Below are 16906 nucleotides of genomic sequence, written 5' to 3'. Positions count from 1 at the left end.
AAAAGGGAGAAAGGTGTGATCGGTTTAATGCCAATTGAAAACGATGAGAAGCAACCAAAAGCTTGGCTTGGGATTATTTGGGTTGTGCTCTATTTTATTTTAGATTCGATTGGGCAATTCATTGCGATTTTGCTACAATTTTATGCGGGCACGATGGATACAGCGCTAAATCATTTCCAGATGACATGGTATATGAACTTGACGCAAGCGTTTGCGTTAGGCGTCATCATTCTTTTAGCCTATTCGACCAATATGCGTTTATTTAGCTTTAAACCCTTTTCGAAAAAAGCTACAATTCAAGCGCTCATCATTGGTGCTGCAACACTTCTTGTGTCAAATGTACTTGAATTCACCATCAGTTTATTAAATCCCAACTTTAACACAGCGAATCAAACAGGATTAGAAGGCTTCTTGACGAATTCTTCTGTTCTAACGATGTTTACCGCCATTGTTATTTTGGCACCAATTGCGGAAGAAACCATTTTTCGTGGCCTCATTATGGGCGTCATTCTGCGTAAATATCCGAAAATTGCGGTCATTGTAAGTTCGCTACTGTTTACATTTTTGCATATACCAACAGATATTTTGAGCTTCCTTATCTACTTTGTAATGGCATTTGGGCTTGCTTTTATGTATTATAAAACAAGACGGTTAGAGGCTTGTATTTTGCTTCATTTTATTAATAATCTTGTGGCTTTTTTCTTCATGATTTAAAAGCTGTTCTTTTAGGAAAGGAAGTAGTCCGTGAAAAAGTTATCCTTCATTTATATTTGTTATACATTGCTTATAGGAGCATTTGTCGGCTTAGTTGGCGCCCTTTTTATTGCCCTTATTGAATTTTCCATACATATTGTTTGGCAAGAAATCCCGTCACTTATGCCGAATCTTAGTTTTTATCCAGTGTTAGTAGGCCTAGTTGGTGGTTTATTAGTCGGACTTATTCAAACGAAAGTCGGCCCGTTTCCTTATACGCTACATGAAAACATGGCCGAAGTAAAAAAAACGGGGCGAGTGGAATATAAAAATCGTTTGTTGTACACGATTTTGGCCGCCTGGGTCGTGCTCTCATTTGGCGCAAGTTTAGGTCCAGAAGCAGCTCTTGTAGGTATCATCGGAGGGCTTGTGACATGGCTTGTTGACCATATTAAAATGGATATGCAGCGGAAAGAGAGTCTCATCAATCTCGGGATTCTCGGCATGCTTTCGGTCGTGTTTCTCGCGCCGCTTAACGGTATCGCTGAAGATTTGGATCAAGACTATCAAGAGCAAAAACTACCGCGCTGGTCGAAGCTCTGCCTATCTCTGCTCGTGTCAGTCAGCGGACTTGTGACGTATATTTTTGTGAAAGGTCTTTTACCGTTAGAAAAAAGTGTTTTTGCTATCCGGCTACCGGAAATTTCATGGTCTTGGCTGAACCTCGTTTATTTCATCCCAATTATTATCCTTGGCAGCCTTTTTGGCATTTACTTTTTATTTCTACAAAATGTGGTACAAAAAGTTCTTAAATTGATTAAAAATAAAATTTTGCTAGCCTTAATTGGTGGTGTGAGCATCGGTCTGTTCGGCATGATTTCGCATTATTTTCTATTTTCAGGTGAGCATCAATTAGTTGAAATTACAGCCGAAATCGCTCAATATCCCTTCTGGTTACTCCTTGCAATTGGTTTGTTTAAGCCTTTATTAACGGCGATTTGTTTAGGAGCAGGTTGGAAAGGCGGAATGATTTTCCCCGCCATTTTTGCAAGCGGCGTAATGGGTTACGTGGCTACTTGGGCGCTTGATATCCATGTAAGCTTCCTTGTAACTGTTTTTGTTGCCGCAAGTTGTACAAAAGTAGTCGGACGCCCATTTTTGACAAGCTCGATTCTATTATTCGTCTTTCCGCTCCAATTTTTCCCATTCATTCTTATTACCGCTTTCTTGGTGAGTTTGGACTGGAAGAAAATGGTGTTAAGACAAGCATAAAATAGTAACTAGCGTTATCAATCAAAAACCCAGCTGAGATTATCAGCTGGGTTTTGATTTTCTTATTTTTCAACCACTTTCACATCATCAAGTGATCCGTATTTTGTCCACCAAGGAACAGCGCCTTCGTCTAACAATTTGTTCAAGGAAGTAATGTTTTCCTTACCTTGCGTACGAAGCCAATCGCGAAGCGCATCATCACCTTGTTTACCGTAAACTTCAATACCATCTTTCCAAGTCGCACGGCCACATAAAACGCCACTATATTGAACGTTATGTTTGTTCGCAAATTCAATCGTTTTATGGAACATTTCCGCAGTAACACCAGCACTTAAATAAATAAATGGCAGCGGAGAAAGGTCGGAACATTCCTCGAAATGGCGAGCAGCAACCTCTTGCGAATAAGCAGTTTCACCGTCCGTAAAGCCTTCAACATAGTTGAAGTTAACTGGAACTTCAAGTTTTAAAACATCTACACCATAACGTGGTTTAGAAAATTCTTTTATAGATGCCTTTACCTTAGCCGGTTTCAATTTCGCGTATTCAAGGGAACTAGAGTCCGTCACTTTGGAATCATACGTAATCGGTTCAAGGAAGAACGGGATGTCAACCGCACGGCATTCAGCACCGATTCTTTCTAAAAAGGCGAATTTGATTTCATTAATTTCAGCAGGTTCATCTGGATCATAATAAACTAAAATTTTGACAGCATCGCCGCCGTTTTCCTTAATCTGTAATGCTGATAAATCTTCAATTAAGTCAGGTAATTTACCTGGAATTGTCGTATCATAACCTGTTTTTTCATATGAAGTAAGTAAGCCACAACCTTCGTGGCGCGCTTTAATCGCAGGTTTACCGAATTCATCATCTAATAAAATCGCAGAAGCATAAGGCGTTAATTCTTCCGATACAAGACGCTTGAAATCTTCCACATCTTTTTTATCTTCCGTTCCCTTGGCCGCTTGAATCATCTTTTTAAGTGAGCCGCGTTGGTCAATGGCAAGTGCAGCGATAACGCCTTTTTCATTTGAAAGTCTTTGCAATCCATCAAACTTACCTTTTGTTATTGTTACCATAGTTTATCTATCTCCTTTTCAAACGATTTCTGACCCTTCTATTTTACCCCTTACAGACTGCTTTAAACAAATGATTGCATTTTTTACGTGTTTGCTCTACTATTCATGTATGGAGTTGTGAAAACTGTTTTTTCTGAGGCAGCAAAAGGCTGTAGGAGTGAAGAAATAGTGGAAAAAACACGGAAAAGTAAATATGAATTAAGGAAGAAATATCGCAGAAGGCGAATTATAGCCTTTTTTAGCGTCCTTGTCCTTTTTTTGTTAGCCCTATTTGTGGGGATTAGTTGGCTAACACCGAAAAAAACAAGTGAAGATGTACCAAAAGCAAAAGTCAGCCAGCAAAAGGAAACCAAAAAGCCAAAACAAGAAACGAAAACAGCAGAAGTGGTCGAAAACACAGAAATTGATAGCTATTTAAAACAAATCGGCTTTAGCGGCACAGCCGTTGTTGTTCGCGAAGGACATACCGTTTTAAATAAAGGCTATTTGTATGCGAATCGGGAAACCAAAACGGCGAACACGCCTGACACAGTCTACTACATTGGTTCAGCGCAGAAGGCATTCATTGCTACGGCAATTTTGCAACTGGAAGAGAAAGGCCGTTTAAATACCGAGGACGCGGTAGGGAAGTATTTACCGGGCTTTCCAAACGGCGGTCAAATTAAACTATCTGATTTGCTCCATCATACGAGCGGTTTGAACGGCCACAAGGAATCGAATGCGGCAATAACGCCTGAAGCGCTTGTGAAAGATATTGAGGCAGAGGGGATTAAGCGCGGCCCAGGGAAATGGGATTACCTTGACTCGAATTACACGGTGCTCGCCTACCTCGTCCAAAAACTAAGCGGTCAAAGCCTATCAGATTACCTCACGGAAAATATTTTTCAGAAAGCGGGCATGAAAAAGGCTGGCTTTTACCAAACCTTCAAAAAAGAAAAAAATGCTTCGGTCGGCTACTACATCAAAAAAGACGGCAGTTACACGGAGCCGTCGCTTCCGGATTTATCGCAACTTTTCGGCGTGGGAAACATGTATATGTCCGCGTTTGATATGTATTTATTCGACCATGCACTTAGCACGCGGCAACTTTTATTCGAAAAAAGCTTCCAAAAAATGTTCACAAAAGGAAGTCCGTCCTTTTACGGCATGGGCTTTTACGTCGACCCAGGCAGCTACAATAGCCACGGTGTATTAAACGGCTGGAACGTATCAAACAGCATGAGCCACAGCGGAAAAACCTATGTTGTGCTATTTTCAAACATTCAAAACAACATTCGCTCTTTTGGAAAAGTAAACAACCACATTTACGAAATTTTAAACAAGTAGGAGAAGTCGCATGAATTCTAACCAAGCAAATGAAGCCGACTACAAAACCTTGCTGGCTATTTGGCGGGAATCTGTAGCGGCAACGCACGATTTCGTGCGAAAAGAAGATTTGGCGGCACTGGAACAAGAAATCCCGTCTTATTTTCCCCATTTAAACATTTTAATTTGGGAAGACGCGGACGAGGTTATTGGGTTTTCTGCCACACAAGACGCCCATCTGGAAATGCTCTTCTTACGTCCGTCCAAGCGCGGCAAAGGCTATGGCAGTCAAATTTTAAAAAGCCTATTAGACTCAGGCTTAAAAAGTCTCGATGTTAACACGCAAAATAAAGCAGCCCTTTCTTTTTACAAAAAAAATGGCTTCCGTGTCGTTTTTGAAAGCGAAACAGACGGCCAAGGTCGCCCGTATCCGATTAGTCACCTAAAAAAAGAACCTCCTTCAATTTGAAGGGGGTTCCAGACTGATGACAAACAGCAATCTTCGGAGTTTTTGCCTCCGTTCCGCTCCGCTTCGCCTAACTTCTCACATGGTCGGGCAAACTACGCCCTTCCTGTTTTCAGTCATCACGTACTCAAGTACGCTCCGGTGCGGTACTCGGCAATGCGTAAGAATCTCACTATTTGTCATCAGTCTGATTGTGCGTGGTACGTTTTGTTTGGCTTAAGTTTAGAGTTTGATGTGTTAACGCTCAACTTTTTCGATTTCCACAACGCGGAAGCCTTTGCGGTCTAAGTGAGCGATGATATCGTCTTTCATTTTTTCGTCTACGCTGTTTGGTAATGAAACGAGGACGCGGCGAATTAAATCTTCAGATTGATTATCAAGCGTGATGACGTTCGAGATATTCGTATATTTATCCACAATCTTCGTGATTTTTGTTAAAGAGCCAGGTACTTCGCCTGTTGCTATGGTCAGGACATAACCAGTCGTGTCAACGTTCCAAGCGTCTTGAAGGAGACCGAGCATTTTTCCATGTGTTAAAATACCATAGAAATCACCATTTGTATTTAAAACAGCAATATAAGGCAGTTCCTTGATGGTAAAGAACACTTGGAAGAACGAAGAGTTTACACTAATATGTTTCGTTGCATTTTTTAATAGCGACGTTACAGGATCTGTTAAACTCCCGCCATTTGCGGCATGGCGATAAATATGCATTTTATAAATATTTCCTAGAAACTTTTCGCCTGTTGTATCAAGAACAGGAACACAACGATAGCCAGATTCTTCAAGCAAATGGATGGCTTCTTGTAAAGTTGCGGTTTCAGGAACAGTCGTTAATTTTGCTTTTGGGATGCAAAGATTTTTGATTAACATGTCGGTCACTCCATTCTATTTTCTCACTATTTCTATTTTAGCTTAAAGCGCGTGGTTAGTACAGTATAAACAGTAATGGACAATAAAATAAAGGAATACGTAAAGACGCATTCCTTGTTTGAGCAAAATAAAAAACCTTCGTAAGGTTAGTTGTTGTTTCTATGAAATTGTGTTATACTGAAAAACGCTATTACAAATAGTGTTAAAAGTAAGCACAATTAGTCTACTATAATAATATACACTTTATTTTTGATTTTGTCAACGAATTTGGGAGGCTTTTTTTATGAATAAAGAAGAACAAAATGAGCAAAGCCGCATTGATTATACGATTCAAGAGATCGAAAAGGAACAAAAAAGAATTCAAGAATCATTAAAATCGGTGAAGCAGGAGGCTCGCGACATTCGGTCCAATTTTTGGGAAGATGTGCGTGTGAACTTAGCAGAGCCAGACGATGTTTCTGAAACAAACATCAGTATTCGCCAGCAAGAACATTTTTTAAGAGAGCGCGAGCGAAATTATGAACACGGAGAAAAGCAACTTACGGTTTTTGATAAAATGAAAAGTTCGCCTTATTTTGCCCGAATTGATATTTGTGACGAGGAAACACCACGTGAAAAAATTTATATCGGGATTGGCTCCGCGCTTGATGAATCCGATCAGTTTTTAGTGTATGACTGGCGCGCACCGATTTCAAGTGTCTACTATGATGGCCAAATTGGCAAATCCACATATGAAACGCCAGAAGGAAAATTAACCGTTGATGTGTTATTAAAACGTCAATTTAAAATAAAAAATGGGCGCCTTGAGTCCATGTTCGATACAAATGACGCGATTGGCGACGAGATGCTACAAGATGTGCTCGGCAGCGAATCTAGTTTGCAAATGAAAAATATCGTAGCGACCATTCAGCAGGAACAAAATCGCATTATTCGGGACACAAAAAGCGATTTATTGTTCGTCCAAGGGGCAGCAGGAAGTGGCAAAACATCAGCGGTTTTACAGCGCATTGCCTACCTACTTTACCGTTTCCGAAACGGCCTCGATGAAAAGCAAATGATGATTTTTTCGCCGAACCGCTTATTTAACCATTATATCGCGAATGTTTTGCCGGAACTTGGCGAGAAAAACATGATTCAAACGACATTTCAAGATTTCACTGCGAAACGGTTGGGAAAACTAGACGTCGAAAGCCTTTTTGAACAGTTTGAAAATGAAACAAACGATGCGCGCAAGGAAATGATGCTTTTAAAAGAATCGACGTTTCTGATGACGCTAATTGGAAAATACGTGTCGCTCCTGCAAAATGGCGGTTTGCGGTTTAAAGATATTAAATTTCGCGGGGAAACGGTACTTTCTAAGGAAGATATCAAAGCGATTTTTTATGCAACACCACGGTATAAAATGCCCGCAAGGCTTTTAGAAACGAAAAAAATTCTTCGAGAAAAGTTATACACGATTGCGAATGAGGAAGCCAAGAAGGCGTGGGTGAAAGACGAGATGGAGCTTCTTAGTGAGGAGCAGTATCGTGCGCTTGTACCAACGAAGCTCGAGTTCCAAAGTTTTGATGACGAACAGGACTATTTGGCGAAAAAAATTGTCCGTTTGAAGTTCAAAAAATTGCATCAGGCTGTCGAGAAAAACCAGTTTCTGCATGTGAAACAACAATTTGGTCACTTTATGCAATACGCGCCGCGGCTGTTTGATTTACAGGAGTTTAGACTTTCAGAAGCCGATTGGAATGCGGAGATTCATCGTGTTGTGGCAAGCTTAAATGAAAATAAACTGGCGCTTGAAGACGCTGTTTTGTTCCTCGAATTAAACGACGCAATTGTGGGCAAAAAAATTAATCGCATCATGCGTTTTGTCTTTATTGACGAAATTCAAGATTATTCAAAAGCTCAAATTGCTTATTTAAAATCAATTTTTCCAAGTAGCCAGTTTACGCTTTTAGGCGATTTAAACCAAGCCATTTTTAAGAAAGATGAGCAGTCGCTGTTAAAAGAAATTGCACCGCTTTTTGATGCCGAGCGAACTTCGGTTGTCGAGCTTACGAAAAGCTACCGCTCTACGGAACAAATTACGAATTTTACGAAGGAAATTATGGCGGAATCGGACCGAATTATTCCGTTTTCAAGACAAGGTAACGTGCCAAAAGTGATTCAAACGGAAAGTTTTGTGGCAATGATGGAAGTTTTGCAAGAACAAGCTTTAAAATTGAATGAAACGTCTAATATGGTAGCAATTATCGGACGGAATCAGGAAATTTGCGAACAAGCTTATTTGTCGCTGTATAAAAAAATGGACGTTAAACTTGTGCATCTAGGCAACCAAAAACTGTCTGAAGGCATTATGATTATCCCGTCTTATTTAGCGAAAGGGCTAGAATTTGATAGCGTGATTGTTCTTGATGCTTCGGAAAAATCCTATCCAACTAGCGCAGACAAAACATTGCTTTATACGATTTGTTCGCGCGCGATGCACGACTTAGTTGCGGTTTCAGATGGTGAAATGACACCACTTTTTAAGGTGATTCCGAGTGGGTTGTATGAATTTGAAAAACGACTTTCGAAGTCGCAAATGCCGAGTGATTCGTGAATGTAAAACGTCCCAGAAAATGGAGAGGGGCATTAATTATTGGTTGATAACGGTGCCTTGGTACTTTGTTTTATGAGAAATTTAAAGATCGGCTACTTGATTTTATGTAAAACGCTAGCTTTATGGCTGGCGTTTTTTTCGTAAAATGAGTTACGGCGCGTTATAATGTTTAAAGAGAATTGAAAAGGTGTATTAATACTTAAGATAGGAAAGTGAGGAGCAGGATGATGAATAAACAGATTGGGAATTTTGATTATTATAATCCAACGCATATTGTTTTTGGGAAAAACCGGTTTTCTGAACTGGCGGGTTTAATTGCGGAGGATAAGAAGGTTTTGATTTTGTACGGTGGCGGGAGCGTTGAAAAATTTGGCACGCTTTTGAAGGTTCGTGAGGCTCTTCACGGGCATACGACAGGTGAATTTGGTGGTATCGAGGCGAATCCGACGTTCGAAACGCTTATTCAAGCGGTTGATTTAGTCAAAAAAGAAGGGTATGATTTCTTGCTCGCGGTTGGCGGCGGTTCTGTCATTGATGGGACGAAATTTGTTGCGGCTGCGGCGCGTTTTGACGGCGACCCGATTGATATTTTTGGGAACGGCGTTGGTGCTGCTAAACCGGTAAAAGAGGCGCTTCCGTTTGGGACGGTTTTGACGCTTCCTGCGACGGGTTCTGAGATGAATAGTGGGGCGGTTGTAACGATTAAAGCGAAAAAGGCAAAGGTGAGTTTTGGGAGTCCGGTAACATTTCCGAAATTTTCGCTACTTGATCCGGAGCTTACATATACGCTTCCAGAGCGGCAGCTTGCCAATGGCGTGATTGACTCATTTGTGCATGTTATGGAGCAATATTTGACGTATCCGGTTGGGGCGATGGTGCAGGATCGTTATGCGGAGGGTTTGCTACAAACGTTGATTGAGATTGGGCCGAGTGTGATTGATGAAAAAAATCATGATTACAATTTGCGAGCGAATTTCATGTGGACGGCGACGAATGCGCTGAACGGGACGCTTAATAAGGGGGTTCCAGGCGACTGGGCGAGTCATTCGCTTGGGCACGAGATTACGGCGCTTTACGGGATTGATCATGCGCGTACACTTGCGATTGTTTTGCCGGCACTCTTAACGATTCGGAAAAAGGAAAAATTTGATAAACTTGTGCAATATGCGGAACGCGTGTGGCATATTACGGAAGGTAGTAATGAAGCCAAAGTCAAACAGGCTATTTCGAACACTGGGCGATTTTTCGAATCACTTGGTGCCCCGATTTATTTCAGCGAGTATGGTTTAGGGGAAGAAGTTGTAGAGGCGCTTGTCAGTCAACTTGAAAGTCATGAGCTAACAGCGATTTCAGAGCGCGGCGATCAAACGCTTGAAGTGAGTCGAGCGATTTATGAGAAAGCATTAAAAGCAGAATAATCCTCGCAGACAGAAGGTCATAATTATAAAATTATGGCCTTTTTTTATCAAAATAAAGGGGTGAAGTAGGGTGGAAACTGAACAGAGGGAAAAAACTTTTTTTGGGCATCCTAGAGGCTTAGCGACATTATTTTTCACCGAATTTTGGGAGCGCTTTTCGTACTACGGAATGCGTGCGTTGTTGCTTTACTATATGTACACACAAGTGTCAGATGGGGGACTTGGCTTTAGTCAAGGGACGTCGACAGCAATTATGTCGATTTATGGTTCATTAGTTTATATGTCTGGGGTAATCGGCGGCTGGGCGGCTGATCGCTTGTTCGGTTCAAGGCGCACGATTTTTTGGGGCGGCGTTTTGATTATGGCCGGGCATATTGTTCTTGCGCTTCCTATGGGGGCGACGGCACTGTTCTTTTCGATGGTGCTCATCATTTTAGGGACAGGATTTTTAAAACCGAATGTGTCGAATGTTGTGGGGGACTTATACGCAAAAGGCGATAATCGACGCGATGCAGGTTTTAGTCTTTTTTATATGGGAATAAATTTAGGCGCGTTTATTGCTCCGTTCATCGTTTCAGGTATTTGGGGCGCCACAGATAGCTTCCACGCTGGCTTTAGTGTAGCTGCTGTTGGGATGGCAATTGGGCTAGTCGTATACGTCATCACAGGAAAACTTTATTTAAAAGAAGCCGGCAAACAAGTGCCAAATCCCATGTCAAACTCTGAAAAAGGGAAATTCATTTGGTTTGCGCTCGCTTTAGTGGCTGCAATCGGCGCTTTAATTGCGGCCATTGCATTCGTTACGGGCAGCTTCACGATTAATACTATTATCCTTGCCGTGACCATTCTAGGTGTGGGCATTCCAGTCGCCTATTTCGTCGTGATGATTCGCAGTAAAAAAACGACAAAAGAAGAGCGCTCACGGCTGTACGCCTATATTCCGCTATTCCTAATCGCCGTTTTGTTTTGGATGATAGAAGAACAAGGCTCGACGACGCTCGCGATTTTTGCGGCTGAACGAACGCAACTAGACATCTTTGGTTTTACTTTAAATCCCGCCAATTTTCAGTCATTAAATCCAGTTTTCATCATCATCTTATCACCTGTGTTCGCGTGGCTCTGGATGAAATTAGGGGACAGACAGCCATCAACGCCGAAGAAATTCGCAATTGGTTTATTTTTCGCCGGGTTATCTTTCGTGATTATGATGTTCCCAGGCCTAATAAACGGTAACACGACAACGCTTGTTAGTCCACTGTGGCTTGTTGCGAGCTTCTTTATATGTATTGTCGGCGAGATGTTCATTTCGCCAGTCGGACTTTCCGTTACGACTAAGCTTGCCCCAGCGGCGTTCGCTTCACAAACGATGAGTTTATGGCTTTTAGCGGACAGCATGGGACAAGCATTTAACGCACAAGCAACACAATTTTTCAGCGCAGACACGGAAGTAGCTTATTTCGGAATCACTGGTTTTATTGCCATTGGATTCGCCGTACTACTCTTCTTAATGTCACCAATGCTGAAAAAATACATGCGCGGTATTGATTAACAAATTTAGGAGCCTGAAAAAGGTTCCTTTTTTGTGGCCATTTTTATAGCAGAAAACTATCTGTGTACAATTTATTATCATATCTTTTTATGCTATACTAAAGGATGTATTTATAAGACAATCAAGAGGTGATGAACATGATTAAAATTCAAATTAGCGAAAGCGAATTGCGGACCCATGCCAGCGACCTACGGGAGGCAAGCGGCGGGGATCCTTATCATCCGTGGGGTTCTGGGAATATGCGCGATTCCTATGCGAACTCCATCAATGATTTCCGAACCGCGATTATGGAATCGATTGAGATGATGCATCAGTTTTCAGAGCTTGCGGACAAAGATGCGGCACGTTTAGAGAAAATGGGCGAAGCGTTTTCGAAACAAGATCAAGCGGCAGGACAAGCCATCGAAGGGATGGGGCTGCGCTAATGGATGCGAAAAGTGAGCGAAACACACAAGCGCTACAGGCGTTACGAAAGCAAGAAAGCGACATGGAAGACGGGTTACATATGCTTCAAAATCAACAGAACCAATTGGAATGGCTGGAAGAAGACCATATGCGTATTCAGCGGGAACAAGAGGAACTGCGTGAACTTCTGCGGGAGGGTTGGCAAGGGGAGCGTGCCACGGGCTTTCATATGTATACCGAAGAGGTCCAGTACAGGGAACAACGCGACTGGCGACAAGGCATGGAGGAACAAAGGAGCGATGTCACGAATCAAATGACGGCTGCTAAACAGACCTTACGAGAGCTAGAGGCGAAACAAGCCGAGCTTCGAAAGGCGTTGTCCTCATGAGCCGGATTAGTATTGCCGAAGTACGTGCCTTTCAAGAAGCTTTACAAAAGGCCAATGCCACCATGCGTGCTCGTATTCAAGCCGTACAAGCAAGCGCCTTTCGTTATTCGGCGGATTATTTCTTAGACGGGCAAGCGATTCAAGCTTCCCAGTATTATTTTCGCGAAACCTATCAGACGGTAGGCGGGAGTTTGCTTGAAATTTTAGATACGAGTGAAGCACTTCTGGAACGCTATTTGAATGATTTTAGTGCTCAAGTGGATGACTCGAAGACGGCCAAAGTCAATGCGGAGTTGTTAGGTGTAGCTGTAGAGAAAGCTCAACGTATTCGCCAAAAACAAGAAAAGTTACAAGCTTCCCTTTCCTCACAGACGGGTCCTTCCCAAGAAGGACGCGTCCAACAATTACGGCTAGACCTTGTTGAAGCGGTGGAAGAAGAAAAAATTCTGGAAAACTATTTACAATTTGAGCAAAGTCATACCCACTTTTTCCAAGAACTTTTAGCACTTGTGATGACGGCGCAAAGAACGATGCGACAACTCTTGCAGGAAGTCGAATTTAACGCCCAAACCGGCACCTATACATATCCAAAAGGCTATATCCAGTCGATGGATGCCTTGAAACAGCGGCTTAATACCGTTCGCGGCGTAGACCCAAAACTGGTCGAAGCGCTGAAAGCCTATCAAGTTTTGGCAGTGGTGTACTACGATGCGGAGGGAAAGCCGCAAGTGATGTGGCTGCTTGAACAAAACGGAGTGGGTGTGCATGACCCGAAACTGAAGAAATACTTAGACAAGGCAGGAAAGTACTTAGACCCAAGTGACTACCAAATTATCACGAATGAGGAGCTAAACAAAAAAATCACCGAGTCGTGGAAAACTGGCACCTATTATATGGACGGCACGAAATACAAAGGTATGACTGGTGGCACGCTTCGGGCATCCGCGTATGTGGAATCGGTGAAAGGCACGCTGGATGAAAGTGGCCTGATGGATGTGGTGATGGGGTTGGGCTTGAGCACGGCAGCCATTCGGGGGAGTATGACGTATGGGAAGACTGGTGGAGCTGACCCAATTCTAACAATATCAAATAGATATCCGAATGAAGCACAGTTAGGAAAATCTTATAATTTCACCATAAAAAACGGGAATATTAAGGGTTTAAATGGTATTGAAACAGTAGACTTTATTATTGATATAAATGGGAATCTAAAATTAGGAAGCGGCCATTCATTTTTAGCTAATGGCGAATCTGTTCAGGCTGCTGGAAAACTAAAAATAAATGGAACAACTGGTCAAATTAGAAGGATTACGAATTGGTCAGGACACTATACCCCAAGTCCCGACCAAGCAATATTATCTCCAAATGCCCTTAGAGGTGTTGGGCTAAATGTAAATAATAGTTGGTTAGAAATATATGATATTAATTTGACGAGTTCTGGTTATGTTAATTTGGCAGAAGTTAATTTAGTGTCAAGTATTAAATTGAAAATTAAATAATTAAGGGGAGATTAATGTGGAGAAAGTTACTCAGATGAATAAGGAAATTTTTAAAAATAACTTAATTGCTACGGTAGCGGAAATTAGAGAAAAAAAGAATGTATCTTTTAATGATTGTAAGTTTATTATTGTTCCAGTACAAGAAAAAAATAAACCACTAAGTACCGAAGATGATTATATGAGATTGAATATTTTAAGTAAAGAAAATATTGGTGGAAAAAAAATCCCAGTAAAACAAACGGTAGGAATTTTAGCTGGCTTGCAACCACTTGTGCCAATTTGGATAAATGTATCTTTTTATGAAATGGAAGAAGATACTGCTATATTTAAATTAGAGACGAGTTTACGTTTCAGAAAACCAACCTTATTGAGAAATGCAGAAACAGGACATGCTCCTTTTAAGGCAATTTTTTAATGTTATTTTGCTAGATTCTAAGGATGAAGTAGAAAAGGTTTGAAAGAATAAATTTAAATATTTAGTGTAAACTGTGGACATGTTATGCTTAAGAGGCTCAAGGGACAAGTCAAGGTACTAGCTATTTCGTGAGTGCCTCGGGTACTAACAAACTGACATGTCCGCTAAAGAAAGTCAATAGTGATGTTAGGAGAGCCTAGCGGTCTATTGACTTTCTTTATAATGTTTTACGGATTAGAAGAGACATTATTCTCTTTTTTCCACTTCTTTATCATGGACGGCACGAAATACACCGGTATGGCTGGCGGCACGCTTCGGGCATCAGCATATGTGGAATCGGTGAAAGGCACGCTGAATGAAAGTGGCCTGATGGATGTGGTGATGGGGTTGGGCTTGAGTACTGCGGCGATTCGGGGGAGTATGACGTATGAGGGAGCTAGTGGACTTGGAAAGAATATTGAAAATGCTAACCCTTCGGAAATTAGGTTCAGTCAAACTTCTGTAAATGGTTCAGATGAAATTATTGCTAGCATGAAAGCGAATGGTTGGAAAGGTGACCCAATTGATGTTGTGAGAATGCCTGATGGTAGTTTGACAACTCTTGATAACACAAGAGTTGCAGCAGCTAGAGAGGTTGGAATAGACGTTCAAGCCAATGTTAGAAGCTATGATACACCTTTACCTGATCAAGCCACAATCGATAGATTTACGACAAAAAAAGGCGTTCCAAAAACATGGGGAGAAGCTATAGAGTTACGAGTTGGAAAACAGAAAGCTGATTTTAGAAATAACAATCCAATGGGGTCGTTTGATTTAGAAAAAATGAAATAGAAAGAATGTGCTTATAGTCATGAAAAAATTTTATATTGAAGAAGACGTATTTATATACCCTGAAGCCTATAACAAATTAATTGAATTAAACTTGGTAGATTTTGATGTGTGGTATTTAATTGAGTCAGGTCAAGCAACTAGAAGGTACTATGATTTGAAAGAAAGGTATCCTAATAGAAAGTTAATACCCTTTGCAAGAAGAGATGATAATGATGATATAGCTTGTTTTGAGATTGGAAAAGAAAATAAAGTTCAATTAATTCATGATTTCACTACGGAAGGTTTTGAACAAAGAGGCGAATTTGAGGATTTATGGGAGTGGGTAGAATTTGCTGTTAAAACAATGACTGAATATAATCGGGAGGAAGAAATTGTCTAATAAAATAAACTATACAAAATTGAGTAAAGAAGTTTCTTATGCATTACGTCATGCTCCATGGGAATATGAGTTAGAACTGGATAAAAATGGTTGGGTACCAATTGACCAATTATTACAAGCATTACATCAGTCTACCGAATGGCAAAATGTAGAATTTGATGATTTAAAAGTAATGATTGAAAAATCAGAAAAAAAGAGGCATGAAATCAAAGAGGATAGTATTCGAGCATTATATGGACACTCTGTTCCAATGAAAATAGTAAAAGAAGAAGCTATTCCTCCTAAATTTCTGTATCATGGAACTGCACATAATCTTTTATCTGAAATTGAAAAGAGTGGTTTATCTCCCATGTCTCGACAATATGTTCATTTATCCGAAGATATAGAGACAGCTAGTTTAGTAGGGAAAAGAGAAAAATCCGATTATTTTAGTGATTAATACAGAAAATGCTAGAGCGAAAGGAACAAAGTTTTATTTGGGAAATGAAAAAGTTTGGTTAGCAGATACTATTCCATCAGAATTTATAGAAGTATTTACACAAAAATAAAAAGGTACTCTACTATCTGATTGGAGTCGAATAGTAAAGCCCTGATTAGTAAGCGTGAACTCACTAATCAAGTTGTCAATAGTTAAAAAAACTAACTGTATTTTTAGAAAATACTTTTCTAGTATTAATAAGTATTGCCAGAAAATATAAGTGAATAATGATAGGTTTTAATGAATCCTTAAAAGCCATATACTATGTTGTAAAATGATACAGAGATTCAACAAATAAACTCCAACTTGCAATACTCAAGGAACAATTTGTGGAACTGGATAAAGATGATTAGGATGTCAAGTTACTTGAAGATTTAAATCTTTCTCTGTATGCTGGACTAAGAACATATTTATTTTTTAATAAAAATACATATGCCGTATTGATTAACAAATTTGGGAGCCTGAAAACGGTTCCTTTTTTGGTGTCAGTTTGCTAAGATAAAAGGGAGGGGGCGACAGAAAATTGGATTCGAAAATAACTTTTTATATGACAAGGCACGGTAAGACGTTGCTTAATACACTTGAAAAAGTGCAAGGGTGGTCAGATTCGCCGCTGACGAATGAAGGCCGGGAAGTGGCAGAATACTTAGGTCGCGGTTTAGATATTTCGTTTGATGCGGTTTATACGAGCGACCGTGGACGGACAATTGAAACGGCGGATATTATTTTAGTGGAAAGTGGACAGACCCATCTGGAGAAAAATATTCTAAAAGATTTGCGCGAATTTTGCTTTGGGAAATTTGAAGGTTCGCCGAATGAGGAAATGTTTAGCACCGTGATGGCACATCTTGGTTATGCTTCGCCAGAGGAAGGCATGCGAAATTTAGGTTTAAAAGGGGTCCAATTGGTGCTTGAGGCTGTGAGTGAGCTTGACGAAACCGGTCTTTCAGAAAGCTGGGCAGATATGGAGGCGCGCCTCATGCGCGCTTTAGACAAAATGATCGAGCAGGAACAAGGCGAAAGCGAAAAGCACGTCTTGGTGGTGGCGCACGGAATGACGATTAACGCCTATTTGACGATTTTGGCGCCGGAATTTGTAAACCCGATGCTTGAAAACGCGAGCATTACGAAAATGGTGTATGAAAACGGAGAAATACGCGTGGAGTCGGTGAATGACACTAGTTATATTTTAGCAGGACAAAAATAAATTGAAAAAAGCATAAACCCAGTAAAACCCATCTCTAGAAATGGCGTTATTGCTGG

General features: G+C 40.8%; 15 protein-coding genes and 2 pseudogenes. 15 read left to right on the top strand and 2 right to left on the bottom strand.

From position 1 onward, the window contains the following. The first annotated feature begins 27 nt into the window (after positions 1–27). Positions 28–714: a CPBP family intramembrane glutamic endopeptidase gene (locus tag CFT42_RS05385; RefSeq protein ID WP_088810390.1), complete on the top strand. Its 687-nt coding sequence runs from the start codon at positions 28–30 to the stop codon at positions 712–714. Positions 715–744: 30 nt separating this feature from the next. Continuing rightward, the gene (locus CFT42_RS05380) at positions 745–1965 is read left to right on the top strand and encodes a chloride channel protein (RefSeq protein WP_088810372.1); all 1221 of its coding nucleotides are present in this window, start codon (positions 745–747) and stop codon (positions 1963–1965) included. A 62-nt stretch (positions 1966–2027) separates the two neighbouring features. On the opposite strand, the gene CFT42_RS05375 is transcribed toward CFT42_RS05380, so the two are convergent. Then, positions 2028–3041 carry a tagatose 1,6-diphosphate aldolase gene (locus CFT42_RS05375; RefSeq protein WP_088815586.1) on the bottom strand — a complete coding sequence of 338 codons (1014 nt, stop codon included), beginning with the start codon at positions 3039–3041 and terminating at the stop codon, positions 2028–2030. Positions 3042–3209: 168 nt separating this feature from the next. Between CFT42_RS05375 and CFT42_RS05370 the strand changes: the two genes are divergently transcribed. Together CFT42_RS05370 and CFT42_RS05365 are read left to right on the top strand one after the other, a co-directional pair. Continuing rightward, entirely contained in the window at positions 3210–4367 is a 1158-nt protein-coding gene (locus CFT42_RS05370; RefSeq protein WP_244169933.1) for a serine hydrolase domain-containing protein, read from the top strand. A gap of 10 nt (positions 4368–4377) precedes the next feature. After that, positions 4378–4815 carry a GNAT family N-acetyltransferase gene (locus CFT42_RS05365; RefSeq protein WP_088815584.1) on the top strand — a complete coding sequence of 146 codons (438 nt, stop codon included), beginning with the start codon at positions 4378–4380 and terminating at the stop codon, positions 4813–4815. Between the two features lie 234 nt (positions 4816–5049). On the opposite strand, the gene cbpA is transcribed toward CFT42_RS05365, so the two are convergent. Continuing rightward, on the bottom strand, positions 5050–5685 hold the full coding sequence (cbpA, locus tag CFT42_RS05360; RefSeq protein WP_088810376.1) for a cyclic di-AMP binding protein CbpA: 636 nt from the start codon (positions 5683–5685) through the stop codon (positions 5050–5052). Positions 5686–5968: 283 nt separating this feature from the next. Between cbpA and helD the strand changes: the two genes are divergently transcribed. The 11 genes and pseudogenes from helD (at position 5969) to CFT42_RS05305 (ending at position 16850) form a co-directional block, all read left to right on the top strand. Next, positions 5969–8281, top strand: coding sequence for an RNA polymerase recycling motor HelD (helD, locus tag CFT42_RS05355; RefSeq protein ID WP_088815583.1), 2313 nt, complete (start codon positions 5969–5971; stop codon positions 8279–8281). Between the two features lie 227 nt (positions 8282–8508). Beyond that, a complete protein-coding gene (locus CFT42_RS05350) occupies positions 8509–9699 on the top strand; it encodes an iron-containing alcohol dehydrogenase (RefSeq protein ID WP_088810378.1) in 1191 nt (396 codons plus the stop codon). A gap of 70 nt (positions 9700–9769) precedes the next feature. After that, positions 9770–11248, top strand: a complete 1479-nt coding sequence (locus CFT42_RS05345) for a peptide MFS transporter (RefSeq protein WP_088815582.1) — start codon at positions 9770–9772, stop codon at positions 11246–11248. A gap of 137 nt (positions 11249–11385) precedes the next feature. Beyond that, positions 11386–11673 carry a DUF3130 family protein gene (locus CFT42_RS05340; RefSeq protein WP_159457888.1) on the top strand — a complete coding sequence of 96 codons (288 nt, stop codon included), beginning with the start codon at positions 11386–11388 and terminating at the stop codon, positions 11671–11673. Then, positions 11673–12041, top strand: a complete 369-nt coding sequence (locus CFT42_RS05335; RefSeq protein ID WP_088815581.1) for a hypothetical protein — start codon at positions 11673–11675, stop codon at positions 12039–12041. The genes CFT42_RS05340 and CFT42_RS05335 overlap by 1 nt, the downstream gene beginning before the upstream one ends. Further along, entirely contained in the window at positions 12038–13540 is a 1503-nt protein-coding gene (locus CFT42_RS05330) for a T7SS effector LXG polymorphic toxin (protein ID WP_088815580.1), read from the top strand. The genes CFT42_RS05335 and CFT42_RS05330 overlap by 4 nt, the downstream gene beginning before the upstream one ends. Before the next feature lie 16 nt (positions 13541–13556). After that, on the top strand, positions 13557–13955 hold the full coding sequence (locus CFT42_RS05325) for a hypothetical protein (RefSeq protein WP_088810613.1): 399 nt from the start codon (positions 13557–13559) through the stop codon (positions 13953–13955). Positions 13956–14234: 279 nt separating this feature from the next. Next, positions 14235–14786, top strand: a pseudogene (locus tag CFT42_RS14950) (T7SS effector LXG polymorphic toxin); the annotation flags it as partial. A gap of 19 nt (positions 14787–14805) precedes the next feature. Next, a complete protein-coding gene (locus tag CFT42_RS05315; protein WP_088810612.1) occupies positions 14806–15165 on the top strand; it encodes a hypothetical protein in 360 nt (119 codons plus the stop codon). A gap of 4 nt (positions 15166–15169) precedes the next feature. After that, positions 15170–15713 (top strand): annotated as a pseudogene (locus tag CFT42_RS05310) (RNA 2'-phosphotransferase). A gap of 477 nt (positions 15714–16190) precedes the next feature. Then, positions 16191–16850 carry a histidine phosphatase family protein gene (locus CFT42_RS05305; protein ID WP_162859601.1) on the top strand — a complete coding sequence of 220 codons (660 nt, stop codon included), beginning with the start codon at positions 16191–16193 and terminating at the stop codon, positions 16848–16850. Positions 16851–16906: the final 56 nt, after the last annotated feature.

This window comes from Listeria goaensis (assembly GCF_900186125.1).
GTDB lineage: Bacteria > Bacillota > Bacilli > Lactobacillales > Listeriaceae > Listeria > Listeria goaensis.
Note: the sequence above shows the minus strand (reverse complement) of the source record. Positions and strands in the feature narration are given on the sequence as shown.

Coding starts and splice junctions, on each gene's coding strand:
- cbpA (WP_088810376.1), bottom strand. CDS start 5,685: ATGTTAATCAAAAATCTTTGCATCCCAAAAGCAAAATTAACGACTGTT.
- helD (WP_088815583.1), top strand. CDS start 5,969: ATGAATAAAGAAGAACAAAATGAGCAAAGCCGCATTGATTATACGATT.
- CFT42_RS05315 (WP_088810612.1), top strand. CDS start 14,806: ATGAAAAAATTTTATATTGAAGAAGACGTATTTATATACCCTGAAGCC.
- CFT42_RS05375 (WP_088815586.1), bottom strand. CDS start 3,041: ATGGTAACAATAACAAAAGGTAAGTTTGATGGATTGCAAAGACTTTCA.
- CFT42_RS05340 (WP_159457888.1), top strand. CDS start 11,386: ATGATTAAAATTCAAATTAGCGAAAGCGAATTGCGGACCCATGCCAGC.
- CFT42_RS05330 (WP_088815580.1), top strand. CDS start 12,038: ATGAGCCGGATTAGTATTGCCGAAGTACGTGCCTTTCAAGAAGCTTTA.
- CFT42_RS05365 (WP_088815584.1), top strand. CDS start 4,378: ATGAATTCTAACCAAGCAAATGAAGCCGACTACAAAACCTTGCTGGCT.
- CFT42_RS05350 (WP_088810378.1), top strand. CDS start 8,509: ATGAATAAACAGATTGGGAATTTTGATTATTATAATCCAACGCATATT.
- CFT42_RS05305 (WP_162859601.1), top strand. CDS start 16,191: ATGACAAGGCACGGTAAGACGTTGCTTAATACACTTGAAAAAGTGCAA.
- CFT42_RS05385 (WP_088810390.1), top strand. CDS start 28: ATGCCAATTGAAAACGATGAGAAGCAACCAAAAGCTTGGCTTGGGATT.
- CFT42_RS05335 (WP_088815581.1), top strand. CDS start 11,673: ATGGATGCGAAAAGTGAGCGAAACACACAAGCGCTACAGGCGTTACGA.